The sequence below is a fragment of the Pseudomonas sp. B21-021 genome, assembly GCF_024749205.1.
Classification (GTDB): Bacteria; Pseudomonadota; Gammaproteobacteria; order Pseudomonadales; family Pseudomonadaceae; genus Aquipseudomonas; species Aquipseudomonas paraglycinae.
Window position 1 is genome coordinate 4,866,175 of the sequence record NZ_CP087192.1, and the last position, 25,818, is coordinate 4,891,992.

Annotated in this window: 23 protein-coding genes; 8 read left to right on the forward strand and 15 right to left on the reverse strand. The window is 60.7% G+C overall.

What is annotated here, in order from left to right:
• Positions 1-265: 265 nt before the first annotated feature.
• On the forward strand, positions 266-1,264 hold the full coding sequence (locus tag LOY31_RS21800; protein ID WP_221533759.1) for an AraC family transcriptional regulator: 999 nt from the start codon (positions 266-268) through the stop codon (positions 1,262-1,264).
• Positions 1,265-1,268: 4 nt separating this feature from the next.
• Here the strand turns inward: LOY31_RS21800 and LOY31_RS21805 are convergent, their stop codons facing one another.
• From LOY31_RS21805 to LOY31_RS21815, 3 genes are all read right to left on the reverse strand, one after another.
• Positions 1,269-2,615: an ATP-binding protein gene (locus LOY31_RS21805; protein WP_258712192.1), complete on the reverse strand. Its 1,347-nt coding sequence runs from the start codon at positions 2,613-2,615 to the stop codon at positions 1,269-1,271.
• Positions 2,612-3,289, reverse strand: coding sequence for a response regulator transcription factor (locus LOY31_RS21810; protein ID WP_007957754.1), 678 nt, complete (start codon positions 3,287-3,289; stop codon positions 2,612-2,614). The genes LOY31_RS21805 and LOY31_RS21810 overlap by 4 nt, the downstream gene beginning before the upstream one ends.
• Before the next feature lie 104 nt (positions 3,290-3,393).
• The gene (locus LOY31_RS21815; RefSeq protein WP_258712193.1) at positions 3,394-3,999 is read right to left on the reverse strand and encodes a porin family protein; all 606 of its coding nucleotides are present in this window, start codon (positions 3,997-3,999) and stop codon (positions 3,394-3,396) included.
• 140 nt (positions 4,000-4,139) lie between these two features.
• Here LOY31_RS21815 and LOY31_RS21820 point away from each other — a divergent pair, with 140 nt between their 5' ends.
• Both LOY31_RS21820 and LOY31_RS21825 read left to right on the forward strand, forming a co-directional pair.
• Positions 4,140-4,931: a dienelactone hydrolase family protein gene (locus LOY31_RS21820; protein ID WP_258712194.1), complete on the forward strand. Its 792-nt coding sequence runs from the start codon at positions 4,140-4,142 to the stop codon at positions 4,929-4,931.
• Positions 4,932-5,147: 216 nt separating this feature from the next.
• Positions 5,148-5,873, forward strand: coding sequence for a 4'-phosphopantetheinyl transferase (locus LOY31_RS21825; RefSeq protein ID WP_221533758.1), 726 nt, complete (start codon positions 5,148-5,150; stop codon positions 5,871-5,873).
• 115 nt (positions 5,874-5,988) lie between these two features.
• On the opposite strand, the gene LOY31_RS21830 is transcribed toward LOY31_RS21825, so the two are convergent.
• Together LOY31_RS21830 and LOY31_RS21835 are read right to left on the reverse strand one after the other, a co-directional pair.
• Positions 5,989-7,599: an ATP-binding protein gene (locus tag LOY31_RS21830; protein WP_007957745.1), complete on the reverse strand. Its 1,611-nt coding sequence runs from the start codon at positions 7,597-7,599 to the stop codon at positions 5,989-5,991.
• Entirely contained in the window at positions 7,596-8,318 is a 723-nt protein-coding gene (locus LOY31_RS21835) for a response regulator (RefSeq protein ID WP_258712195.1), read from the reverse strand. The genes LOY31_RS21830 and LOY31_RS21835 overlap by 4 nt, the downstream gene beginning before the upstream one ends.
• Before the next feature lie 735 nt (positions 8,319-9,053).
• On the opposite strand from LOY31_RS21835, the gene LOY31_RS21840 reads away from it, so the two are divergent.
• Entirely contained in the window at positions 9,054-11,948 is a 2,895-nt protein-coding gene (locus LOY31_RS21840; RefSeq protein WP_127799403.1) for a ribonucleoside-diphosphate reductase subunit alpha, read from the forward strand.
• Between the two features lie 647 nt (positions 11,949-12,595).
• Here LOY31_RS21840 and flgE read toward each other — a convergent pair.
• From flgE to LOY31_RS21870, 6 genes are all read right to left on the reverse strand, one after another.
• Entirely contained in the window at positions 12,596-13,909 is a 1,314-nt protein-coding gene (gene flgE, locus LOY31_RS21845; protein WP_221533757.1) for a flagellar hook protein FlgE, read from the reverse strand.
• A gap of 30 nt (positions 13,910-13,939) precedes the next feature.
• A complete protein-coding gene (flgD, locus tag LOY31_RS21850; protein ID WP_085607422.1) occupies positions 13,940-14,668 on the reverse strand; it encodes a flagellar hook assembly protein FlgD in 729 nt (242 codons plus the stop codon).
• A gap of 15 nt (positions 14,669-14,683) precedes the next feature.
• Positions 14,684-15,127 (reverse strand): flagellar basal body rod protein FlgC, encoded by a 444-nt coding sequence (gene flgC / locus LOY31_RS21855; protein ID WP_007960329.1) that lies wholly within the window; start codon positions 15,125-15,127, stop codon positions 14,684-14,686.
• 3 nt (positions 15,128-15,130) lie between these two features.
• Positions 15,131-15,538 carry a flagellar basal body rod protein FlgB gene (gene flgB, locus LOY31_RS21860; RefSeq protein ID WP_007960328.1) on the reverse strand — a complete coding sequence of 136 codons (408 nt, stop codon included), beginning with the start codon at positions 15,536-15,538 and terminating at the stop codon, positions 15,131-15,133.
• A gap of 241 nt (positions 15,539-15,779) precedes the next feature.
• Positions 15,780-16,607, reverse strand: a complete 828-nt coding sequence (gene cheR / locus LOY31_RS21865; RefSeq protein WP_007960327.1) for a protein-glutamate O-methyltransferase CheR — start codon at positions 16,605-16,607, stop codon at positions 15,780-15,782.
• A 47-nt stretch (positions 16,608-16,654) separates the two neighbouring features.
• Positions 16,655-17,587: a chemotaxis protein CheV gene (locus LOY31_RS21870; protein WP_085607426.1), complete on the reverse strand. Its 933-nt coding sequence runs from the start codon at positions 17,585-17,587 to the stop codon at positions 16,655-16,657.
• 82 nt (positions 17,588-17,669) lie between these two features.
• Here LOY31_RS21870 and flgA point away from each other — a divergent pair, with 82 nt between their 5' ends.
• From flgA to LOY31_RS21890, 4 genes are all read left to right on the forward strand, one after another.
• Entirely contained in the window at positions 17,670-18,431 is a 762-nt protein-coding gene (flgA, locus tag LOY31_RS21875; protein ID WP_081493604.1) for a flagellar basal body P-ring formation chaperone FlgA, read from the forward strand.
• Positions 18,432-18,649: 218 nt separating this feature from the next.
• Positions 18,650-18,976, forward strand: a complete 327-nt coding sequence (gene flgM / locus LOY31_RS21880; RefSeq protein WP_007960324.1) for a flagellar biosynthesis anti-sigma factor FlgM — start codon at positions 18,650-18,652, stop codon at positions 18,974-18,976.
• A gap of 48 nt (positions 18,977-19,024) precedes the next feature.
• Positions 19,025-19,492, forward strand: a complete 468-nt coding sequence (locus tag LOY31_RS21885; protein ID WP_007960323.1) for a flagella synthesis protein FlgN — start codon at positions 19,025-19,027, stop codon at positions 19,490-19,492.
• Between the two features lie 95 nt (positions 19,493-19,587).
• A complete protein-coding gene (locus LOY31_RS21890) occupies positions 19,588-20,322 on the forward strand; it encodes a flagellar brake protein (protein ID WP_085607428.1) in 735 nt (244 codons plus the stop codon).
• Positions 20,323-20,380: 58 nt separating this feature from the next.
• On the opposite strand, the gene LOY31_RS21895 is transcribed toward LOY31_RS21890, so the two are convergent.
• The 4 genes from LOY31_RS21895 to LOY31_RS21910 form a co-directional block, all read right to left on the reverse strand.
• The gene (locus LOY31_RS21895; protein ID WP_085607430.1) at positions 20,381-21,751 is read right to left on the reverse strand and encodes an MFS transporter; all 1,371 of its coding nucleotides are present in this window, start codon (positions 21,749-21,751) and stop codon (positions 20,381-20,383) included.
• A 68-nt stretch (positions 21,752-21,819) separates the two neighbouring features.
• Positions 21,820-23,061 (reverse strand): glutamine synthetase family protein, encoded by a 1,242-nt coding sequence (locus LOY31_RS21900; RefSeq protein WP_178076177.1) that lies wholly within the window; start codon positions 23,059-23,061, stop codon positions 21,820-21,822.
• 219 nt (positions 23,062-23,280) lie between these two features.
• A complete protein-coding gene (locus tag LOY31_RS21905; protein WP_085683595.1) occupies positions 23,281-23,973 on the reverse strand; it encodes a sensor histidine kinase KdpD in 693 nt (230 codons plus the stop codon).
• Complete coding sequence (locus tag LOY31_RS21910; protein WP_085745116.1) at positions 23,970-25,574, reverse strand: tetratricopeptide repeat-containing response regulator; 1,605 nt, start codon at positions 25,572-25,574, stop codon at positions 23,970-23,972. The genes LOY31_RS21905 and LOY31_RS21910 overlap by 4 nt, the downstream gene beginning before the upstream one ends.
• Between the last annotated feature and the right edge of the window lie 244 nt (positions 25,575-25,818).

Below are 25,818 nucleotides of genomic sequence, written 5' to 3' on the forward strand. Positions count from 1 at the left end.
GTTGTGTCGAACGGCGCTTTTCCGGACCGGCTCGGCGCACGCTTCTGTCGCTCTTATCGCAAACGTCGTGCCACTTTGGTGCAAATCGCTGCAAGCCTTTTGATATCAGGGGATACGGCTTTTTCTGTGTCACCGTTCGGTTACTCAAGTGTGGCGGATTTCCGCCAACTCGCCCGACCTCGTCCTACAATTTGGCGGAAATCCGCCTTGTTACCGATCAAAGGCAGCCGCTACCATCGGTCGCCAGAGAAAGGATCTGCCGCTCATGCGCGAACGCACCATCGCCAGTCACTTTGCCCGCGCCGCCCTCGGTGGCGCGCGGCGCTCGGGTTACGACTATTCGGACCTGCTGCAGCAACTGGGCATCAGTCCCGAACTGCTCGACGAGCCGCGCGCGCGGATCGCCCCGGAACAATTCACCCAACTGATCCAGAACCTGTGGCTGGCCCTGGACGACGAATACCTGGGTTTTGGCAATGCGCCGAGCAAACCCGGCAGCTTTGCCATGATGTGCCACGCGATCATTCATTGCCGCAGCCTGGAGAAGGCTCTGCAACGCGGCTTATTGTTTTATAGCCTATTCCCCGAAGCCCCGCGCCTGACCCTGACCCATGAAGACGAATGGGTGCGTCTGAGTCTCGACGATGCGCAATTGTGGGACCCGGATCACTTTCTCAGCGAGAGCCTGCTGGTGATCTGGCATCGCCTCGGCAGCTGGCTGATCGGCCAGCGGATTCGCCTTGAACAGGCGAGCTTCAGCTACCCGAAACCGGCACACGGGGCGGAATACGACCTGCTGTTTTCATGCCCGCTGGAATTTTCTGCAAAGCAAAGCAGCCTGGTGTTTCACAGCCGCTATTTGCACATGCCGCTGTTGCAGGACGAACGCACCCTCAAGCATTTCCTCGAACGCTCCCCTGCCGACCTGCTGTCCCGCCCGGACGACGGCAACAGCCTGAGCAGCCGACTGCGCCGTTTGCTCAGCCACGACAGCGCACGCTGGCCGGACCTCGAAGCCGTGGCCGCGCACCTGCACATCAGCCCGCAAACCCTGCGCCGGCATTTGCGCGAGGAAGGCACCAGTTTTCAGGAATTGAAGGATCAATTGCGCCGGGACATCGCGATTTATCACTTGGGCCGGGCGGATCTGTCGTTGCAACAGATCGCCGAACAGCTCGGGTTTTCCGAGCCGTCGGCGTTTCATCGGGCGTTCAAGAAGTGGACAGGGCTGACGCCGGGGGCTTATCGGGCGCAGGAGCAGTAGACCGTCACGCCGCCGGAAAATGAATCCTGAACGCCGCCCCGCCCATCGGCGAATCGCCCAAGGTCAGCTTGGCGCTGTAGCTCTCGATGATGTCCTTGACCACCGCAAGACCAATCCCCTGCCCCGGATGCTGGCGGTCGAGGCGTTCGCCGCGTTCGAGAATCCGTGCGCGCTGATCCGGTGGTACGCCGGGGCCGTCGTCTTCGATGCACAGTTCAATTCCGTCCAGGCCTTCGCGCACGCTGATGCGCACTTCGCCCAGGCACAGGCGGTAGGCGTTTTCCAGCAGGTTACCCATCATTTCCAGCAAGGCGCCCTGCTCGATCGGCACGTAACAGTGCTCCGGCAGATCGAAGGCGACGCGCACGTGTTTGTCGCGGTAGACCTTGTTCAGTGTGTCGCACAGGCTTTGCAGCACCGGGCGCAGACGCACCTGATGGCGCACCAGACCGCTTTTGCGCAGGCTGGCGCGTTGCAACTGGTAGCCGATCTGCTGGCTCATGCGTTCGATCTGGGTTTGCAGCACCCACGCCTGATCGCGGTCTTCGGGGCGCTGGGCCATGTCTTCGCTGACGCCTTGCAATACCGCCAGCGGGGTTTTCAGGCTGTGGGCCAGATCGTCGAGGGAGTCGCGGTAACGGCTGCGCTGCTGGCGCTCGCTGTGCAGCAGGCGGTTGAGGGAACCGGTCAGGCGCAACAGTTCACGCGGGTGCTGTTCGCTGAGGCTTTCGAGGGTTCCGCCTTCGATTTCGTCGAGTTCCTGGCTGAGCCGGCGCAAGGCTTTCAGGCCCCAGGTCAGGCCGATCCACAGCAGCGCCAGCAGCACCAGCAACGCCGCACCGAAACCGAGGTAGAGATTTTCCCGCAGGCCTTCGAGGGTGGTTTCGTATTCGCGCACCGGTTGCAGGGCCACGATACTGAAGGCTGCGCTTTTGCCGCCGAGCAATTTGACTTCGACGTCGTAGACGAAGAATTCCTGACCGTTGGCCTCGCGGATCCGCGCGAACTCGTTGCCGAGGCCGTCGTAGCGCGGCGTGTAGTTGATCTTCTCTTCCTGGGTGCCCTTCGAGCGCCAGACCAGATGCCCTTCGCGGTCATAGATGTAGCCGAGCAGGCGATTGTCCGTGAGGTTGAAGCGCTCGTCGGGCAACTGTGCCGGCATCATCAAGCGGTTGTTTTCAACCCGCGCGGCGGAGATCAGCGTGGTGACGTCGGACGCCAGCCGCTGCTCGATCGAGTCCTGCAACGCCAGGCTGAACGCGCCCTGCATCGCCGGGAGCAACGCGAGCATGAACAACACCGCCAGGGTGGTGGCGGCGAGCATCAGCCGGACGCGAAGGGAACGGATCAAGTGCAGCGCTCATTGAACAGGTAGCCGAGGCCGCGCACGGTGTCGATCGGCTTGAACCCGGCCGGGCCTTCGAGCTTGCGGCGCAGACGGCCGACCAGCACTTCGATCACGTTCGGATCGCGCTCGTCGTCATCCGGGTACAGCTGCTCCATCAACCGGTCCTTGGGCACCACCTGCTGGTGATGGCGCATGAGGTATTCGAGGATCCGGTACTCGTAGGCGGTCAGCGCCAGCGGTTGCTCGTCGAGGGTCGCCTGCTTGCGATTGAGGTCCAGCAACAGCGGGCCGGCGACGATGGTCGACTGGGTAAAACCGCTGGAGCGGCGCAGCAAGGCATTGAGCCGCGCTTCGAGTTCTTCGAACTGGAACGGCTTGACCACGTAATCGTCGGCACCGGCGGCCAGGCCTTCGACCTTGTCCTGCCAGTTGCCGCGCGCGGTGAGGATCAGGATCGGAAAGGTCTTGCCGCCCGAGCGCAACTGGCGGATCAGGTCGAGCCCGCCCATGCCCGGCAGGCCGAGGTCGATCACCGCCAGGTCAAAGTTGAATTGCCCGGTCTGGTACAACGCCTCTTCGGCATTGGCCACGGACTCGACCACGTGACCGCTCTCCGTCAGGCGGGTTTGCAGGTGATGGCGCAACAGCGCTTCATCTTCGACGACCAACAGTTTCATGACGCTCTCCCGGGTAAATCGACAACTCCAAAGGCTTTCGCCTCACATGGCTGCGCCGGGTCGCCCCTCGAAGGACGACCCGGCGCGGGCCTGACGCCAATCGCTTAGAAAGCGTAGTTGGCCGACAGGTAAGTCTGGGCGCTGCTGGTCAAGTCCAGCGAGCCTTGCTTGCTGCCGCCGCTCTCTTTCATTTCGGTGCTGGCGTTGCTGCGCAGGTAACGGTAACCGAGTTCGACCGAGGTGTTCTGCGAGACTTGCTGCAGCACACCGAACTGGCCACCGACGGCGTAACCGATGTCACTGTCGCGGCTGTAGCCTGGCGAATCCTGGGTCAACTTGGTCAGACCGGCCGTGGCGCCACCGAACAGCTTGGTGCTGCTGCCCACCGGGTAGAACAGATCGTAGCTGCCCAGCAGGTTTTCCTGGCGCAGTTTAATGCCATTGTGCGAGCCGGACACGTTGTCGTAGGTGGCGTAGTAGCGACCCTGGCTGTTTTGCTGACCCAGGCGCAGGCCGTAGGTGTTGTTGCCGTCGATGGCCGCCGTGGCGTCCGGGTGGCCGAGGTTGTCGTTCAGGGCGTAGGATTTCTTGATCTTGTCGCTGGTCTGGCCGAAGGTCAGGCCGGCGAAGTTGGTGGTGGTGTCGGCATGGGCAGCGATGCTTGCGCTCATGACGGTGAAAGCCAGCAGCAGTTTGTTCAAACGAGTCATTGAGTGTTCCTCAGTTGTGCTCTTCGGGTATGGCGCAAGGTTACTGACCCTCCCCTGTACCGCCCCTGAACGCTCTCTGAACCTCGCCTGAATGAAATGAACTAGGCTGTTTTGACCCCTTATTGTCCGGAGACCCGATCATGCGCCTGCTTCTAACCCTCGCCCTCCTTGTCTTCAGCGGCCTCAGCCAGGCAGCGATCAAGACCGAGGAAATTCCCTATCAGAGTGCCGACGGCACGAAGCTGATCGGTTACTACGCCTACGACGACGCGATCAAGGGCCCGCGCCCCGGCGTGGTGGTGGTCCATGAATGGTGGGGCCTGAACGACTACGCCAAGCGCCGCGCCCGGGATCTCGCCGGGCTCGGTTACAGCGCGCTGGCGATCGACATGTACGGTGAAGGCAAGAACACCGAGCACCCGAAAGACGCGATGGCGTTCATGCAAGCCGCCACGCAGAACGCCGATGCGGCCAGCAAGCGCTTTGAGGCCGGGCTGGATCTGTTGAAGAAACAGCCGCAGACCGACAAGGATAAAATCGCCGCCATCGGTTACTGCTTCGGCGGTGGCGTGGTGCTGAATGCGGCACGTCAGGGTGTGCCGCTGGCCGGCGTGGTGAGTTTCCACGGTGCGCTGGCCACCAAGACCCCGGCTACGCCGGGCAGCGTGAAGGCGAAAGTCCTCGTCGAGCACGGCGCGCTGGACAGCATGGTCACCCCGGAAAACGTCACGGCGTTCAAGTCGGAAATGGACAAGGCCGGCGCCGACTATCAATTCGTCAGCCTCGACGGCGCCAAGCACGGCTTCAGCAATCCTGACGCGGATCGCCTGAGCCACGGCGATCACGGTGGCCCGGATATCGGCTACAACAAGGCTGCCGATGAAAAATCCTGGGGGGACATGCAGGCGTTCTTCAAGAAAATCTTTGGCTGAACCCGGTCGCCCCCTCGCGCTGATGCTGATCGTTCCCACGCTCCGCGTGGGAATGCAGCCCGGGACGCTCCGCGTCCCTTCGCTGTGTGACGCGGAGCGTCACTGTATGCATTCCCACGCGGAGCGTGGGAACGATCATGGATCGAGGCTTCGGCGTGGGAACGATCACTTCCTCTGCACTATCCAGCCCGAAGACAACCCGGCAAAATGCCCGACATGACTGCCAGCCCTTTCCTCCCCGCCTGCTGTACCCCGCTCGATGCCCATTGGCCGCTGCCGACGGTGTTGCCCGACACCGTGTTTCTGAGCACCCATTTCGATCCGTCGCTACTGCTGGGCGATGACTTCCGGCGCAGCGCCATCGAGACGCCGCCGAGCATTCAGCGTTCGGTGGCCAAGCGGCAGGCGGAATTCCTTGCCGGGCGGATTTGTGCCCGGGCGGCGTTGCAGCAGCTGGAAGGCTCGAGCACTGTTCCGGCGATTGGCGAGGATCGCGCGCCCATTTGGCCGGCGCACATCTGCGGCTCGATCACCCACAGCACCGGCCGTGCGGCAGCGATTGTCGCCAACAAACAGCACTGGCGCGGGCTGGGCATGGATCTGGAAAACCTGCTCAACGCCGAACGCGCCGAGCGGCTGGCCGGAGAAATCCTGACCCCGCCGGAAATGCAGCGCATGGCCGCCGGTTCCCGGGATCAGATCGCGCTCTGGGTGACCCTGACCTTTTCGGTGAAAGAAAGCCTGTTCAAGGCGCTGTACCCGATCGTGCAGCAGCGCTTCTACTTCGAACACGCCGAGGTGCTGGAGTGGAATGAACAGGGTCAGGTACGGCTGCGGTTGCTGACGGACCTGTCCAGCGAATGGCGCAACGGCACGGAGCTCGATGCGCAATTCGGCGTGCAGGACGGGCAGTTGCTGAGTCTGGTCAGCATTCCTGCCTGAAGGTTTGTACTGTTTGGAATGGCCCTATCGCGAGCAAGCTCGCTCCCACAGGTCTGCGCGCTTGCGGGTGGGAGCGAGCTTGCTCGCGAATGGGTCAGCATTGAGCAATGCGAGATCAGCGCCGCTCCTGATTCCTCGGCCAGCTCAGGCTGAAGCACGCTCCGCCCAGGCTCTTGCTCTTGCCGATCAGCGCCCGGCCGTCGTGCCAGTGGATGATCCGCCGCACGATCGACAGGCCCAGCCCGTGCCCGCCGGACGCCCGGGTGCGGCTGTCGTCCAGGCGCAGGAACGGCGTAAAGATTTTCTCCCAGGCGGTTTCCGGCACACCGGGCCCGTCGTCCTCGACATCCACCCGACAGCGCATCTGCCCGACCTGATAACTGACCGTGACCTTCGAGCGTGCATGGCGCATGGCGTTGCTCACCAGGTTCTGCAGGGCCCGGTGCAGGTAACGCGGCTCGGCCTCGACCCAGGCGTCATCGCAATCCGCCGCCGACAGGCACAGACCGCGCTGTACCGTGACTTCGGCGCGCAGAGGCGCCAGCTCTTCGATCACCTGATTGACCAGTGCATCCAGATCGATGCGCTGGAAGGTCAGCGCCGGCGAGCCCTGCTCCAGCCGGGCGTACGTGAGCATTTCATCGACCAGTTTGTCGAGGTCCTCGATGTCGTGGTCCATGCCCTCGCGGTATTTTTCCAGCGCCTGCGGGGTGGTAGCCGAGCCGATCATCTCCAGACCGAAACGCAGGCGCGCCACCGGCGTGCGCAATTCGTGGGACACCGCGCGCACCAGTTCACGCTGGATGGCGAGCAACTGCTGCAAGTGCTCGGCCATGCCGTTGAACGCCGCCGCCAGTTTGCCCACCGAGTCGGCACCACGGGCCGGCACCCGGGTTTCCAGGCTGCCTTTGGCGATGCGCGTGGCAGCGGCTTCGAGCCCGCGCAAACGCCGTTCGAGCTGACGCACCAATAGATAGACAATCAGGCCGATCAGGGTCAGGCCGAGGGCGGCGATCAGCACCAGCCATTCCGGCGGGTACGGGTTCATCTGATACAGCGGCCCGATTTCCAGCACCCACGGCGTGCCGACCATGCCGGCGAACACCCGGATCGAATCGCCGCCCTTGCCCAGCGCCATCACCGTATCGCCCTCGGACACCCGACGGCTCTGGTCTTCGTCCATGTCGGCATCGCTGACGGTGACCAGCCGCAAATCGAAGCCGAAGCCTTTGTCTTCCTTCAATTGCGCCAGTCGTTTGGGCTGCTCGCCCACGGGCACCCGCACCAGTTCATCGGCCAACAGGTAAATGGTCGCCCGGGCCAGCTGCTCGCTGATCTGCTGCACCTCGCCCACCAGCACCAGTTGATCTTTGTCGCTGACCAGCCGATAGACCTTGGCCGCGTGCGGGCCAGTCTGCTCGACCAGCGCCTGGCCGCGCTGCACCCGGGTGCGCTGGGTCAGGTCGAGATCGGTCTGGGCAAAGGTCTTCAGCGCCAGCGGAATCCCGAGCAGGCGCTCCCACACCAGCAAGGCGCGATGGCGCTCGGTTTCGTTCATCGGTTGCAGGTTGTCGGCCATCAGCGAAAACGTGCCGTGGGCCAGACGCTCGCGGTATTGCTCGCTGCGCACCTGGTTAAGCAGGTGCAGCGCCAGCACGCCGAGCACCGCCACCAGAATCAGCGCCGCGCACATGCCGCCATAGATGCGCAGGAAGATCGAATTCACAGCGGCAGGTCTGCGCAGGCTTCCGGCACGAACAGATAGCCTTTGCTGCGGATGGTCTTGATCAGGCGCGGGTGATCGGGGTCGTCGCCGATTTTCGGGCGGATGCGCGAGATGCGTACATCGATCGAGCGGTCCTGGCCGTCGTAACCGATGCCGCGCAGTGCGGTGAAGATTTCTTCCCGGGACAGGATCCGTCCGGCGTTGGACACCAACAGCCAGAGCAGATCGAATTCGGCGCTGGTCAGCTCGATGCCACTGTCGCTGAGCCAGGCTTCGCGCAACGCGTTGTCCACCACCAGCGGGCCGAATTGCAGCCGACGCGGATTGCCGGCCGGCGCCTCCGGTGTGTCACTGCGTCGCAGCAGCGCCTGGATACGCGCCAGCAGCAGCCGCGGGCGAACCGGTTTGCAGACATAGTCATCGGCGCCGAGATCCAGGCCGAGGATCTGGTCGGCGTCATCGGTGCGCGCGGTGAGCATCAGGATCGGCCCGTCGTAGCGGTCGCGCACCTTGCGGCAGATGCTCAGGCCGTCTTCGCCGGGGAGCATCAGGTCGAGGATTACCAGGTCCGGCTGTTCCTTGATGATCCGCGCCGCCGCCAGTGCACCGTTGCCTTCGATCTCCACGCGCAATCCGTTGGCTTGCAGGTATTCACGGGTCAGTTCGGCCAGACGCTGGTCGTCCTCGACTATCAATACCTGCCAGGCTTCTTGCTCCACGGGTGACCTCTGCTTGCCGATGCTGCTTATAAAGGAAGGATCCTCCCGTCTTTTTGTCATCTTTAAGGAGGATAAGAATGCGTGCGCATGGGCCGATTGTATAAACGGCGTACAGCCAGAACACAAGTCGGTAAATGCGTTCGGACAAGGCGGATTTTTGTGATAGGGTTCGCGCCCTCAAAATTCCGCCGCAGCATTTTTTTGCGGTAGAAAACAGTGACAAACGGTCTAGCTCAGCAGGTTCGCGGCCTACACGTGAATTCGACATTTCGCACACAATTTACGCACAGGGTTATCCACAGGCTGTCCGTTGCAATCCTCCCCCAAAACGCATTATCTTGTAGCCCGCGCTTGAAAAAACCCTACATGTAGGGGTTGAGGCCAAAAAACCAAACACAAACCGGACAGTGAATTCAAGGCTTTTTATTGCCATTGTCGGGTTGAACCAAACGTATTTTCAGAAGCCCAAACCGCGCCTGCGGATGGCTACCGTTTTTCAGCCGATCACGGCGTAAACGGTACGGGTGTTGCAGTCCCAAACTGCTCCCCGAAAGGAATGCGGTTTCACGCGTATCGCGCGAACCGAAGACTTCGGCATGGAAGCGGCGCCCACAAGGCCCCCTTCCTGAACTGTCCCGAAGTCGTTACCCGGCTACTGCCGGTCGTAGTGCTTCAGGACGGAACGGTGGGCACCGTGATGGTGCCCAAACAAACATAGAGAACGTGGAGACACCCATGCAAACCGACACAACTCGCGAGAACCCGCAGGGCACCTTGCCGCAGGCCGCCGATTCGAATTCGGATCTGGCTGCCACCGCGCCTGGCCAACTGCGTGTGATCAAGCGTAATGGCACTGTCGTTCCTTACACCGATGACAAGATCACCGTCGCTATCACCAAAGCGTTTCTCGCAGTTGAGGGCGGCACCGCTGCCGCTTCGTCGCGAATCCACGACACCGTTGCCCGTCTGACCGAACAGGTCACCGCGACCTTCAAGCGTCGCATGCCGTCGGGCGGCACCATCCACATCGAAGAAATCCAGGACCAGGTCGAACTGGCCCTGATGCGTGCCGGCGAGCAGAAAGTGGCTCGCGACTACGTGATCTACCGTGACGCCCGTTCCAAGGAACGCGCCGTTCGCACCACCGCCGAAGAACCGGTACAGGCGCACCCGTCGATCCGCATCACTCGCGCCGACGGCAGCCTCGCGCCGCTGGACATGGGCCGCCTGAACACCATCGTCACTGAAGCCTGCGAAGGTCTGGCCGAAGTCGACGGCGACCTGATCCAGCGCGAAACCCTGAAGAACCTGTACGACGGCGTGGCCCTGAACGACGTCAACACCGCGCTGGTAATGACCGCGCGTACCCTGGTCGAGCGCGAGCCGAACTACTCGTTCGTGACCGCCCGCCTGCTGATGGACACCCTGCGTGCCGAAGGCCTGGGCTTCCTGGGCGTGGCCGAGAGCGCCACTCACCACGAAATGGCCGACCTGTACGCCAAGGCCCTGCCGGCCTACGTCGCCAAAGGTATCGAGTTCGAACTGCTGAACCCTGTGCTGGCCTCCTTCGACCTGGAAAAACTGGGCAAGGCGATCAACCACGAGCGCGACCAGCAATTCACCTACCTGGGCCTGCAGACCCTGTACGACCGTTACTTCATCCACAAGGATGGCGTGCGCTTCGAACTGCCGCAGATCTTCTTCATGCGCGTGGCCATGGGCCTGGCGATCGAAGAGAAGCAGAAAGAAGACCGTGCGATCGAGTTCTACAACCTGCTGTCCTCGTTCGACTACATGGCTTCGACCCCGACCCTGTTCAACGCCGGTACCCTGCGTCCACAGCTGTCGAGCTGCTACCTGACCACCGTGCCGGATGACCTGTCGGGCATCTACCACGCGATCCACGACAACGCCATGCTGTCGAAATTCGCTGGCGGCCTGGGCAACGACTGGACTCCGGTTCGTGCACTGGGTTCTTACATCAAGGGCACCAACGGCAAGTCGCAAGGCGTGGTTCCGTTCCTGAAAGTGGTGAACGACACCGCCGTTGCCGTTAACCAGGGTGGCAAGCGCAAAGGCGCTGTGTGTGCCTACCTGGAAACCTGGCACATGGACATCGAGGAGTTCATCGAACTCCGCAAGAACACCGGTGATGACCGTCGTCGTACCCACGACATGAACACTGCCAACTGGATCCCTGACCTGTTCATGAAGCGCGTCTTCGATGACGGCAAGTGGACCCTGTTCTCGCCGTCCGAAGTACCGGACCTGCACGACCTGACCGGCAAGGCCTTCGAAGAGCGCTACGAGTACTACGAAGCCCTGACCGAGTACCCAGGCAAGGTCAAACTGTTCAAGACCATCCAGGCCAAAGACCTGTGGCGCAAGATGCTGTCGATGCTGTTCGAAACCGGCCACCCATGGCTGACTTTCAAGGATCCGTGCAACCTGCGCAGCCCGCAGCAGCACGTCGGCGTTGTTCACAGCTCGAACCTGTGCACCGAGATCACCTTGAACACCAACAAGGACGAGATCGCGGTCTGCAACCTGGGCTCGATCAACCTGCCGAACCACATCGTCGACGGCAAGCTGGACACCGCCAAGCTCAAGCGCACCATCGATGTAGCCGTGCGCATGCTCGACAACGTGATCGACATCAACTACTACTCGGTACCGCAGGCGAAGAACTCCAACTTCCGCCACCGTCCGGTCGGCCTGGGCATCATGGGCTTCCAGGACGCGCTGTACCTGCAGCACATTCCTTACGGCTCCGACGCTGCCGTCGAGTTCGCCGACAAGTCGATGGAAGCGGTCAGCTACTACGCGATCCAGGCTTCCTGCGACCTGGCTGACGAGCGCGGCTCGTACGAGACGTTCCAGGGTTCGCTGTGGTCCAAAGGCGTACTGCCGCTGGATTCGCAACAGATCCTGATCGAAGCACGTGGCCAGAAGTACATCGACGTCGACCTGACCGAGTCCCTGGACTGGGCACCGGTTCGCGCCCGTGTACAGAAAGGCATCCGTAACTCGAACATCATGGCCATCGCACCGACCGCTACCATCGCCAACATCACCGGCGTATCGCAGTCGATCGAACCGACCTACCAGAACCTGTATGTGAAATCGAACCTGTCGGGCGAATTCACCGTGATCAACCCGTACCTGGTTCGCGACCTGAAGGCTCGCGGTCTGTGGGACTCGGTCATGATCAACGACCTGAAGTACTACGACGGTTCGGTTCAGCAGATCGAGCGCATCCCGCAAGAACTCAAAGAGCTCTACGCGACCGCGTTCGAAGTGGACACCAAGTGGATCGTTGACGCCGCCAGCCGTCGTCAGAAGTGGATCGACCAGGCCCAGTCGCTGAACCTGTACATCGCCGGCGCATCGGGCAAGAAGCTGGACGTGACCTACCGCATGGCCTGGTACCGTGGTCTGAAAACCACCTACTACCTCCGTGCCCTGGCCGCGACCAGCACCGAGAAGTCGACCATCAACACCGGCAAGCTGAACGCTGTATCCAGCGGCGGCAACCACGGCGACGACTCGGTCCTGGCAGCCCCTGCCGGCCCTGCTCCAGTACCGAAGGCTTGCGCCATCGACGAGCCGGATTGCGAAGCTTGCCAATAAGCTGAGCTGAATCAGGCGTTGCGAAACGCCTGATCCGAGAACCCCCCCGACAGACTTCTGGTTTGTCGGGGGTTTTCTTTTGCCCGCGCAAAAAGCAAAAGCCGCCCTCACCCTAACCCTCCCGAAACGTCGGACCGCCCAGAGGGAGAGGGAACTGACCGAGGTGTTTTGGGGAGGTACGCCGACGTGAAATACCGATTTGAACTCGGGTTTTAAAAAGCATGCAACTCGACTCCTGCTGCTTCTTCTGCTTTGGCTTTGGCTTCCCACCACTCAACACGATGAGCGTTAGCTCGAGTACCGCTTTTGACGTGCCGGCCCCATCGGAAGGCTGAGTGGAGGGATTTATCCGGGGGTGGGAGCGCAGCGACCGTGCGGCGAAGCCGCATGCATCGAGAGGAGGTGCAGCGAAGCAAACCGTAGGCGATGCCCCCGGATGAATCCCGGAACGAAGGAACACCGAGCCAAAGCGAGGGGCCGAACGCCGGGGTCCAGACCTTTGGTTACTTTGGGGCGTTTGCCAAAGTGACCCGCCGTAAGGGCGGAACCATAATCCGCAACACCCGAAGCAACGGATCCACCCCCAAACCCAAGCCAAAAAAAGCCCCTCAAAAAGAGGGGCTCCTTAACCAGCCAAAACCCAGAAATCAGGTCATCTGAATAATGGTCTGCATGATAGTGCTCTGAGTCGAAATGGTCTTGGCGTTCGCCTGATAGTTGCTCTGACCCTTGATCAGATCAACCAGCTCATTGGTCAGGTTAACGTTCGACTCCTCCAGCGAGTTCGAAACAACCGAACCCAGCGTACCGGTCTCCGGCGCGTCGTAGCCCGGAATACCCGAAGCGTAAGTCTCTTTCCAGCTGGTACCACCGATAGGCTGCAGACCCTGCTCGTTGGTGAAGCTCGCCAGCGCAACCTGGCCGATGGCCTTGCTCTGGTTGTTGCTAAAGTTGGCAAACAGCGTACCGGTACCGTCGATGGTCAGGTTGGTGATCTGGCCAGTCGCGTAACCATCCTGAGTCGGGATCGAACGCGCGGTGTCAGCGTTGAACTGAGTGGTCTTGGCCATCGAAATGGTGATGCCAGCCGGGTTCGCCGAAGCGCCGTTGGCCTTCCACACGCCGTTGGTGACAGTACCCGGTACCCAGCCAGTGAGTTTCAGGTCGCTGCTGATCACGGCAGGCGGCGTGCTGACCTGAGTCAGTTGACCGGTGGAGTCGAAGGTCATGGTCGAAGCAACAGGTGCGGTGACTTTCGGATCGCTACCGGTAGCATCCGGGTTACGACCGTCCACCAGGGTGTAGACCTTCCAGGTGTTGGCACCGGTTTTCACCATGTACTGGTCCATGACGTGGGCGTTACCCTGGCTGTCATAGATCGGGGTGCTGAACGACTTGGTGTAAGTCTCGGTCTTGCTAGGGTCGAACTTGCCGGCCGCCACTGTGTCGTCGATCACCGGAGCGGTCGAGTTCAGGTTGATGGTCGAGGTCACCAGCGAGGTGGACTTCGGCGCCAGGTTCGAGGTGTCGATCTTCAGATCGGTCAACACGCCGTTGATGACCTTGCCGTTGGAGTCCACACCGTAGCCTTGCAGACGCGAGGTGTAGTCGGTGTTGGTGATGAAGCCGTCCTTGTCGACCTTGAACGTACCGGCACGGGTGTAGGAGATCGAGCCGTTGTTGCTCAGGGTGAAGAAGCCCGAACCGTTGATGCCCATGTCCAGCACGTTGCCGGTGTTGTTGATGTCGCCCTGGGTGAACTGCTGGGAAACGTTGGCCAGGCGCACACCGTTACCGATGACCTTGCTGCCGCTACCCAGGCGAGTGGCCGAGTAGACGTCTTCGAATTCTGCACGGGACGATTTGAAACCGGCGGTCGCGACGTTGGCGATGTTGTTGCCGGTCACGTCCAGTTGCTTGTTGGCTGCATAGAGACCGCTAAGGCCGATATTGAAAGACATATTCCACTCCTTTGTGCCGGTTAGTCGGCTCTATATACCAATGGTTTGTACTTTGGACAGGGCAACGGTGCCCTTGCCGGACAGGTTGAGCATCAGCTCGCCACCGGTCTGGCTGATCGTCACGCTGGTGACCGTGGCTGGCAGGTAGGTCGCCAGGTCGGTCGCGGTGCCGTTGATCGAGGCGTTGGCCTTGACGGTGTAGGTACCGGTTTTCACCAGGTTGCCGTCCTTGTCCTTGCCGTCCCAGGTGAAGCTCGCGTCGCCTGCGGCGCGACTGCCCAGATCGATGGTGCGAACAACGGTGCCGCTGCTGTCGGTGATGGAGACGGTACCGCCGGCAATCGACGACGGAACGGTGACCGAACCGGTCATGCCTTTGCTCGGATCGTCGAGCTGGACCGAGTTGGTCTGCACGATCACGTTGCGGCCGACCAGCGACGAAGCCTGCAGGGCTTGCGACGAGTTGTAGTTGCCGGCCAGCGAACTGACAGTGCTGTTGAGGGTGGTAATCCCCTCAAGGCTGCTGAACTGCGCCAGCTGGGCAACGAATGCGCTGTTGTCCTGCGGGTCGAGCGGGTTCTGGTTCTTCAGCTGGGTCACCAGCAGTTGCAGGAACGCGTCCTTGCCCAAGGCCTGGCCGCCGGTCGAACTGTTGGTGGCCGAAGCGATGCCGCCGGCGGTGGTGCTACTGGTCTTCTTCGAAGAATTGGCCAGTATGTCGTTCATCGTCAGGCTGCTGGTGGTATCGGTAACACTCATGGCAGTCGCCCCTTATTACTGACCGAGGGTCAGTACCTTCTGCATCATGGTTTTGGCGGTGTTCATCATTTCGGCGTTGGTCTGGAACGACCGGCTCGCGGAAATCATGTCAGCCATTTCTTCCACCACGTTGACGTTCGGGTAGTAGACGTAGCCTTTGGCGTCGGCCGCCGGATGGTTCGGCTCGTAGCGCGCTTCGAGGTTGCTCTGGTCTTCGACCACGCCCATGACCTGCACGCCCTGGCCGGCTGCGTCCTGGTTCTGGAACAGCGAATTGCTGCCGCCGCTCTGGCCGCCCTGGAACATGGTGGCGAATACCGGGTGACGGGCGCGGTAGGTCTGGTCGATGCTCGACGAGACGGTCTCGGCGTTGGCGATGTTCGACGCCACGGTGTTGAGACGGGTGGTCTGGGCGCTCATGCCGCTGCCGGCAATGTTGAAAACGCTGGACAGGGACATGGATTACTCTCCGCGCAGGGCTGAGACCAGCCCTTTGAATTTGCTGTTGAGCAGGGTGAAGCTGGCCTGGAAGCCGACCGCGTTTTCCGCGTAGTTCGACTGTTCCAGCTGGGCGTCCACGGTGTTCTGGTCGATCGACGGCTGCATCGGCGTGCGATACATCAGCGACTCGTCGCCATTGCCCAGGCCTTCAGCTTCGATGTGACGGCTGTTGGTCATGTTCAGGGCGATGGTGCCGTTGGCGTTCTTCTGGCTCTGTGCTTCGAGCACTTTGGAGAACTCCAGATCCCGCGCCTTGTAGTTCGGGGTGTCGGCGTTGGCGATGTTGTTGGCCAGCACTTCGGCACGCTGGGCGCGGAAGCCCAGAGCCTTTTCGTGAATGCCGAGCGCTTTATCGAAGCTGATGCTCATGTCGGGAACCTTCAGGTGACCGGATTTTTCGTAACAGGGTTATAGCAAGCGGCGTGCCAGTTTGAGAAAGCCCCGGATTACGGGGCTTTGCGCGGAACCGGCAACGCGGCAATGCCAGAAAAGCGGCAACCGGTTTCCGCCGGATGCCGCTTTTCTGCCGCCACCTGCCACCGGCAAAACCTTCAGGCATAAAAAAACGGGAGCCCCTGAGGACTCCCGTTTCTTGTGTTGCCGGTCTTTATCACTTCGCCTGGTAGATGATCCCCGGGCTGCACTGAACCATCTGGTAATGATCCGGCAGACCGTTCAGCGCCTCGGAAGCGCCAAGGAACAGATAACCGCCCGGCTTCAGCGTGCTGTGAATGCGCAACAGGATGTCCTTCTTCACCTCGGCGGAGAAGTAGATCAGCACGTTGCGGCAGAACACGATGTCGAACTTGCCCAGGCTTGCGTAGCTGTCGAGCAGGTTGAACGAGCGGAATTCCACCCGGTTCTTGATCGGCGCCTTGATCACCCAGCGCCCCGGCCCTTTCGGGTCGAAGTAGCGCTGCAGACGATCGGCGGACAGACCGCGACCGATCGCCAGGCTGTCGTACTCGCCGGTCTTGCAGTTGGTCAGCATGCTGCCGGACAGATCCGTGGCAACGATCTGCACACCCATCTTCAACTGACCGATGTTGGTCCGCTCGAATTCATCGATCGACATCGACAGCGAATAGGGTTCCTGACCCGACGAGCAGGCCGCCGACCAGATCCGCAGACGCTGGTTGGGAGCGGCCTTGATCGCCTCGGGCAGCACCTTGTTCTTCAAGACTTCAAACGGATAGGTGTCACGAAACCACAGGGTTTCGTTGGTCGTCATGGCATCGACCACCTGCTCGCGCAAACCGCTGCGCGGCTGGGTCTGGATGCGCTGAACCAGCTCACCCAGGGACTTGATGCCTTGCTGCTCCATCAGTTTGTTGAGACGGCTCGACACCAGGTACTGCTTGTTTTCACCGAGCAAAATGCCACAGGCTTTTTCCAGGAAGACCCGGAACTGTTCGAAATCCAAATTACCCGTAGACAAATGATGCCGCCTCTTAAATCGTGTTGAACGCCAGGGGCAGAAGGCCCTTAGCTGATATCTGCTGCTTTGATCCGGTCGACTACCCGGGATGCCAGGTCATCAGGACGGAACTTGGCCAGGAAGTCATCGGCACCGACTTTCTTGACCATCGCCTGATTGAACACACCCGACAACGAAGTATGCAGGATGATATGAAGCTTTTGCATCCGAGGGTCGCTGCGGATCTCGGCCGTCAGGGTGTACCCGTCCATCTCCGGCATTTCGATGTCGGAGATCATCATCAGGAACTCTTCTTCCGGCTTCTTGCCCTCGTCGACCAGCTTGCGCAGGTAATCCAGCGCCTGCTTGCCGTCGTTCAACGCCACCACTTCGACACCGACCGTCTGCAGGCAACGCGTCACCTGCTTGCGCGCCACCGACGAGTCATCGACCGTCAGCACCCGCAGCGACAACGCCTTGCTCTGGGTCTCGACATCCACCACGCCGACCGAAATCGCTTCCGGGGTCGGCGCAACTTCCGCCAGCACCTTCTCGACGTCGATGATTTCGACTAACTGATTGTCGACCCGAGTCACAGCGGTCAGGTAATGATCGCGTCCGGTGCCCTTGGGCGGCGGATGGATCTCTTCCCAGTTCATGTTCACGATACGTTCCACCGAGCGCACCAGGAAACCCTGGGTCTTGGTGTTGTATTCCGTGATGATCACGAACGGACTGTTCTTGTCTTTCAAAGCACCGGAGCCGGTCGCCATCGCCAGATCAAGGATCGGAATGGTCGCCCCCCGGATATTCGCCACCCCGCACACGACAGGACTGGACTTGGGCATCACCGTCAGTTGCGGGCATTGCAGCACTTCCCGAACCTTGAACACGTTGATCCCGTAGAGCTGCTGGCCGTCGAGACGGAACAACAACAGCTCCAGGCGATTCTGCCCCACCAGTTGCGTGCGCTGGTTCACCGAATCCATTACACCAGCCATGCCCAGACTCCTACACCAACGCCAAGTGTTGTTGCGACGCACATTCATTGCTAAACGGCACGGCGCTTGCTTTTTAACTCGTATGAACGCTCAAACGACATTTTTCCGACGCCTGACATCTCCCCTCCGCAGAGGGCTTTGCGCGATGTCCGCCGTTTGCCTTTTTTTCGCTGGCAGCCCTGCCGGTGCTGATGCGGTTACCTTGCCTGACATGCTTATCGGCGTCACTCAGGGCTTTCTTGAATTCACCGTAGAAGACTATCTGGCTACCAGTCAAACGGAAGGCCGTTATGAAATTGAGGTCAACCAGCTCGATCCCCGCATGCGCATGCCTATGTGCGACAAGGAATTGACAGCGACACTGGAGAGTCCGGCACGCCCTCTGGGCCGTGTCACGGTCAAGGTCCGCTGCGAAGGCGCCTCCCCCTGGACGGTGTTCGTGCCCGCTCAAGTCCGCCTGTTTCGCGAGATTGTCACCACCACGCGGCCACTCAAACGCGCCGGCATCATCGAGCCTCAGGACGTGACCTTGCGCGAGCGCGACGTCAGCACGATCAATCAGGGTTTTCTGACGTCGGTGGATGAAGCCATCGGGCAGAAATTGACCCGACCAACGGTAGCCGATCAAGTCATCACCCTGGTGCATCTGGAACAGGCGGAAGTGGTTCGCAAGGGCGATCAAGTGGTGATCACCGCCCGCAGCGGCACCCTCGCCGTCCGCATGCCGGGCGAAGCCCTGTCGAACGGTGGCCTGAAAGAACAGATTCGGGTGAAAAACCTCAATTCCCAACGGGTTATCAAGGCGCAGGTTATCGCGCCCGGCCAGGTGGAAGTTGCCATGTGAACGGCCATGTAGCGGTGATGTGAGCGGCTGTATGAACGGATATTTGAAAAGCCCCTGAGTACTCAAGCAGAAAACTGGCGCTGACCAGAGCTGTTCCCTAAACTGTGCCGCAGCAGGTTCTGCAACGGCGCATGCAAGCTCATTGCTAAATGAGCCTAAAGTTTTCCAGGGGATGGCCGAGAACATGGCAAGCGTCCAAATTCCCAGAGGTTTTTAACATGGTCATCGATTTCAGCCGTTTGAACAGCTCCTCGTCACTTACGGGCAGTACGCGTACCAGCAACGCCAAGGAAACCGCCGAAACCGGCACCTCCGCGCCGCTGAATACCCCGGCCGAACAGGCCAGTACCGCAAAAAGCGGGGAATCGGTACACCTCAGCAATGAGGCTCAACAGTTGCAGAAGGTCACTGACAAGCTGCGCGATCAGCCTGCCGTCGATAAAGCCCGCGTGGCCGAGTTGAAAGCAGCGATTGCCGATGGCAGCTACAAAGTCGACAGCAACCGTGTAGCCAGCAAACTGCTCAATTTCGAAGCCCAGCGCTAGGCCTCGGTCAGCGCCAGGCTTTTGGACGCTTAAAACCCAAGGCCAGCCATGCACGACACTAATTTATTGCAACTGATCACCGACGACTTTGCTCCAGCTCAACAATTGCTGGAGTTACTGCAAACCGAGTCCCTCGCCTTGCACGGTCGCGACATGCCTCTGCTGGAAGAAATTCTGGCGCGCAAACAGGCATTGATCATTCTGCTCGAACAGCATGGCCGCAAGCGCAGCGAAATCCTCGCCAGTCTCAACCTGTCCCTCGACCGCGCAGGTCTGGAACAACTGGCCAGCCAGTCGAGCATCGGCGACCAGTTGCTGAGCCAGAGCGATGTCCTGACCGACCTGATTGCCCAGTGCCAGGCAGCCAACGTCAAGAACGGCCAGTCGATCATCATGCAGCAGGCCGCTACGGCCAATCAGCTGAAAATCCTCACCGGCGGCGAGCCTCCCGCGCTCTACGATGCCAGTGGCACCTTCTCCAAACTGCAGAAACCGCGCGCGCTCAGCCAGGCGTGATGCTTTCTTCTATGCTTGCGCCCTATCAACGTGCGAAACATGCTGGCAAAATACTGGCCAGCCGTAGTCAAATTTTGTCTGGAGATTGATTTAACGTGTCCAACGATGACGCTCCGCAGCCCCCAAAGGTGCTCACCACGCCCCTGGAGATCTCCAGCAATCTGCGCCAGCTGCAAGAGAGCCACGATCCGCTGATCATTACGTTCCACGAGCGTAGCCAGCGCTTCCAGAGCTACCTGATTGAAGTCGATCGCGAAAATGGTTCGATCAAGCTTGATGAAATGATCCCGCGCGACGGCGAACGTTTTCTGGAAGCAGGCGAACCGTTCAAGGTTGAGGGCTTTCATGATGGCGTGCGCATTGCCTGGGAATGCACAGGCACGCTGAGCATCAAGGATTCCGACGGCGACCGCTTCTACACCGGCGACCTGCCCACCGAAGTGGTTTATCACCAGCGCCGCAATGCCTTTCGCGCCGCCCTGAAGCTGACCGACCTGGTCAGCGTCGAACTGGGTGGCGAAAAGCTCAAGTCGCCGATCGGCGGCAAACTGCTGGATATCTCTGCCACCGGTTGCAAGCTGCGTTTCGAAGGCGACATCACTGACCGCCTGCAACTGGGCCAGGTCTATGATCGCCTGATCGCCGCGCCGCTGTTCGGCAACCAACCGGTATCGGTCGAGCTGCGTTACCTGCACTTCGAAGAAAAGCTCAACATCACCTTCGCCGGCCTGCGCTTTCACAACATCAGCGGCCCGGCGGCCCGCAACGTCGAGCGTTTCGTTTATCAACTGCAGCGCGAAGCGCGTCGGTTCGATAAAGACGATCTCTGATCGGCAGGCATAAAAAACGGGCAGTCACTGCGGTGACTGCCCGTTTTTTATGCCCGGATCACGGCTTGGCGGGAGTGATGTCCGGCCCCTCGTCTTCGACTGTCGAGTCGGTGGGCGCGGCAGATTCTGGCTCTGGTTCAGGTTCTGGCTCCGGTTCAGGAGCGACCGTATTCTGCATCTGCTCCTGCACCACCTGCTCGTCGACCCGCGGGTCAAGCGCAGCCACCAGCGGCGAACTGGACATGCTGTCCGGCATCGCCACGTGATGCAGAGGTGCATCGTCGACCTGGTGCAGATTGGTCACGGCTTTCGGCCGGATCCGCCACACCAGCACCAGCGCGAAAAAGGTAAAGAACGCATACAGGCTCTGCGGCCCGAACAGCTTCATCAGCACCCCGGCCGCCAGCGGCCCGATACTGGCGCCCACGCCGTAAGTCACCAGCAGCATCGCCGTCAGCGACACCCGACGCTCGCCTTCGACGTGGTCGTTGGAGAACGCCACCGCCAACGGGTACAGGCAAAACTGCACCAGCGAGCAGAGGAAGCCGACCACGAACAGCACCTCCAGTGGCACCTGCGGCAGAATCGCCAGCGGTAATGCAGCAATTGCGAGGAAGAACGCGAAACAGCGGATCAACAGCGCCCGGTCATAGCGGTCGGACAACCAGCCCAACGGCCACTGCACCACCAGCCCGGCAAAAATGCAGCTACCCATGAACAGACCGACCTGTTCGGTGGACAGCCCCTGCTGCGAGGCATACAGCGGCGCCAGACCGTAGAACGAACCGATGATGAGACCTGCACCAAGCACCGTGCTCAGCGACTGCGGCACGCGCTTGATAAAGAAGCGCGGCTCCATCGGCGCCGGATGCAGCGGTGCCGGGTGAATCCGCCGGGTCAGCGCCACCGGCACCAGACACAGGGCAAAGCACAGCGCGACCAGCATCAGCAGTTCCAGGCCCAAGCCCGGGTGCATGACCAGAATCAGCTGACCGAGCACCAGCCCCAGATACGATGCGATCATGTAGCCGCTGAACACTAGGCCGCGCTGATTGGCGTCAGCCTGCTCGTTCAGCCAGCTCTCGATGACCATGTATTGGCACATCATGCCGAGGCCGACGATGGTCCGCAGCACCAGCCAGGCCGGCAGCCAGTCCACCAGACCATGACCGAGCACCGCTGCGCCGACGATCCCCGCACACGCCGAGTAGGCGCGGATATGCCCGACCCGGGCAATCAGGCGGTGACCGATCTTGCCGCCCAGCACCAGACCGAAATAGTTGGCCGCCATCAACGCACCGACCCACAACCCGTCGACATGGTCGGCAGCCAGACGCAAAGCCAGATAAGTAGAAAGAAGGCCCGAGCCGATCAACATCATCAGCGAGGCGAAATACAGCGCTCGAAAGGATTTCCAGATTTGGCGCATCGGCGTTCCGAGCGGCTCCTTGCGGTAAGTATCGGGCTATCAAACGATAGCCCGACGGCAACATTTCGTCAGGCCTGGGCTGCTAGAACACGGCGTTCCCAGGGAGTGATTTCATCAAAGAAACTGGTCAACTCCATGGTCTTCGAAGCGATGTAGCCTTCGATGAACTCCGTGCCGAACAGTTCCTTTGCAAGCTGGCTGCGCTTCAGACGTTCAAGCGCCGCGTGCAGGGTGCACGGCAGCGAAAGATTGTCCGGCACGTCGAACTCGCCCTGAATCGCTTCGCTTGGCTCCAGCTCATGCTCGATGCCGTACAAGCCGGCGGCCAGGCTCGCAGCGATGGCCAGATACGGGTTGGCATCGGCGCCCGGCAAGCGGTTCTCGACCCGACGCGCAACCGGCGAACTGGCCGGAATACGCAAGCCGGCGGCGCGGTTGTCGTGGGACCAGCAAGCGTTGTTCGGCGACGCAAACGGATGGCACAGGCGCTGGTACGAATTGACGTTCGGCGCGAACAGCGCGGTGAAGTCAGCCATGCCCGCCTGCTGCCCGCCGATGAAGTGGCGGAACATCGCGGTCGGCTGACCGTCCGCATCGCTGAACACATTCTTGCCGCTGCCGATCTCGACGATGCTCTGGTGAATGTGCATCGAACTGCCCGGCGTGTGCGCCAGCGGCTTGGCCATGCAGACCACGGTCAGGCCGTGCTTGAGTGCGACTTCCTTGAGCAGGTGCTTGAACAGGAAGGTCTGATCGGCCAGCAGCAGCGGATCGCCATGCAGCAGGTTGATCTCGAACTGGCTGACGCCCATTTCGTGCATGAAGGTATCGCGCGGCAGACCGAGGGCCGCCATGCATTTATAGACTTCACTGAAGAACGGCCGCAGACCGTTATTGGAGCTGACGCTGAACGCCGAGTGACCGTCCTCGCGACGACCGTCGAGACCGACGGGCGGCTGGAACGGCTGGGTCGGGTCGGTGTTAGGAGCGAACACAAAGAATTCGAGTTCGGTCGCCACCACCGGCGCCAGACCGAGGGCTGCGTAGCGGGCAATGACTTTCTTGAGCTGGCCACGGGTCGACAGGTTGGAGCTTTCACCGGTCAGCTCGTCGGCATCACAGATTGCAAAGGCCCGTGGCTCTTCACTCCATGGCAACGGATGGATTTGCGCAGGATCGGCCACCAGCGCCAGATCGCCGTCATCGCTGCCATAGAATTTCGCGGCGGGATAACCGCCCATGATGCATTGCAGCAGCACCCCCCGAGCCAACTGCAAACGCCGCCCTTCGAGGAAACCCTCGGCGGTCATTACCTTGCCCCGTGGCACGCCGTTCAAATCCGGCGTGACACATTCAATCTCATCAATGCCCGTCAATCGCTGCGCGAGTGAACGCTGGCCATCGGTTGTCATGACGCAATCCTTGTTATTGTGCGAGCCGCGAACGGCGACCCGGACAAAATAGGCTTCGGCTGTTCGGAATATCAAGCAGCAGCCAACAAAAAGAATTCCGGTCGATGAATCCGTGATTCAGGGCAGGTAAATACTGAACACGCCGCCGCCCAACGGGCCGCCATTACGGATCTCGGTCCGGCCGCCAACACCGTTGCGCTGATGCAGCGCAGCGATGCGTCCGGCGAAGTACAGACCGAGGCCGGTGCTGCCACTGCTGTGGTTGATGCCCTGCACGTAATCGGACTGGCGCTCGAGCATTTCAGCCGGGTAACCGTCGCCATCGTCATTGATGCTCAGCACCAGTTGCCCGGCTTCGTCGCTGACGGTGATCAGCAGCGATTCACGGGCGTAACGGATCGCATTGTTGATGCAGTTGCCCAGCACCGAGGCGATCAGTTCACGGTCGAAAAAGCCCAGGGGACTGAGCGGATCGACTTCGTAAGTGGCGATGATTCCGCGACTGGCGAACACTTCCTGATGCGCCGCCAGTTGCGCCTCGATGAAATCGTCCAGCTCGTGATAGGCCGGCTGCAACGGCATCTGATTCACCCCGAGCTTGTACAGCCCGAGCAACTGCACCAGCATGCCGTTGAGGTGGGCGAACTCAAAGTCGATCACGCCCTGCTCCGCCCCTTGGCGCTGCGCATCGGGCAGGCGCGCCAGCCATTGGCTGTGGGCCTGCATCAGCATCGCCAGAGAGTTCTTCATGTCGTGCACGGTGGAGGCGATCACCGTGGAAAAGTCCAGTGCCTGCTCGTCTTGGTTCATTCGCCAAACGCCTTGCTTTTCAGCTTCTGATAACGCGGATAACGCGCGTCGGTATCGGGCATCATGCCCACCAGTTTCAGGCAGGCCCGACATTCTTCCAGCTCCGCCGACGGCACATTGGTGTCGGTGCCGTGCAGCAGCGACTGGGCCATGTTCAGCGCGATACTGATGTTCTTCGGTTGCATCTTCAGCGCCTTGCGGAACACCTCGCGGGCCTCCACCAGGTTGCCGGTCTTGTACACGCGCACGCCCTGACGGTTGAGGTCGGCGGCCGCGTTGCTGGAGCTGAGAATAGTCGGGTCGTCGGTGAGCTTGGCAATGTCTTTCATCACCGTCGGGTCATCGCCGTAGATTTCCGCACAGCTCTTGAGCATCGAAGTGCCCGCCTCGGCCTGGCCGAGCATCTGCAATTGCTTGGCGACCAGCAACGCCGCCTCGGGGCTCATGAACTGTTCCATGCCGTCGAGGCGCATCAGCGCTTGTTCGGTGAGCTTCTCGGCGGTCTCGGCATCGTTGAGCAACAGGCTCGTGGCCTTCATCAGACGCGCGCGAATCTGCAGGCCCGGGTCGGTCGGGTTTTCTTTCGCCACCGCGCTCAGCGTGGTGTTGATCTCCAGACGCGTACGGGTATCGAGCCCGCGTTCGCTGCCCTTGCTGATCAGCGCGTGAGCCAGGCCGAGATTGCTTTCCGGATCCTTGAAGCGCGATTGCGCGCCCTGATTCACCGCCTGGCGATAAGCCCGGGAGGCGGTGTCGAAATCTTCGTTGGCCATCGCCAGTTTGCCCAACAACGCCTGACGGCGCACTGCCAGCGGCGACAGGCGAATCGCCTCCTCCAGCACTTGCTGCGCGCCTTTGGTATCGCCTTCGGCGACCAGCACGTCAGCCATGCCGTCATACAGCGCCGGCATCATCGGGAAGACCTTCAGGGCTTTTTCGTAAACGCCTTTGGCCTGACTGACCTGCCCACGCTTGAACAGCAACTTGCCCAACCCGGCAAACGCCCACGGCAACGGGCGGTCGGCGATGATGCTGTCATACAGACGCTCGAGCGCTTCGTTCTGGTTCATGTCGCGCAACGCATCGGCGCGATAGCGCAGGCACAGCGGCGAATAACGGATGTCCTGTTTGCACAAGGCGATGCAGGCGTTGAGCACCTCTACCGGTTTGCCACGGTCGAGGGCTTGCAGAATCGGCTTGAGCAGGGTCTTGCGCTGCTCCAGACGCTCCAGCCGCTGAGCGAGGCCGGAGCGGTTGAACGGTTTGGTCAGGTACGCGTCCGGCTCGTGCTCCAGGGCACTGAGCACCATCGCCTGACTGGTCTCGGCCGTGACCATCACGAACACCGCTTCGTGGCTGATCAGCTTTTCCATCATCAGGTCTTCCAGCACCTGCTGACCGTTCTTCTTGCCGTCACCGAGGTGGAAGTCCTGGAGGATGAAATCGTAGGACTTCTGCGCACACATTTTCAGCGCCTGCTCACCGGTGTCGGCGGTGTCCACATCCTTGACGCCCAACTCGCGCAACATCGAACGCACGGAACTGCGGAAATCCGAGAAATCATCGACGATCAGAAAACTCTTTTGGTGATACGACAGCATCGAGGATTTCCAGGCAATTGAAGAGGATGGACCATTTCCAGGCGCGCAGATGATAGCTGCCGGCCAAATGCTATCAAGCGATTTCGCGCGACTCTGAAGTCACCGAATGGGTTATCGGCCGGATCAGCGGTTCTCTTGAAGCGAGGGTTCAAGATTCGTTGCGCAAGGATTACCCTGCGCGGCGGTTCTCACCTTCCAACGCGGATACATCAAGAACAAGCCATCGCGTCGACCTGTAAACTTG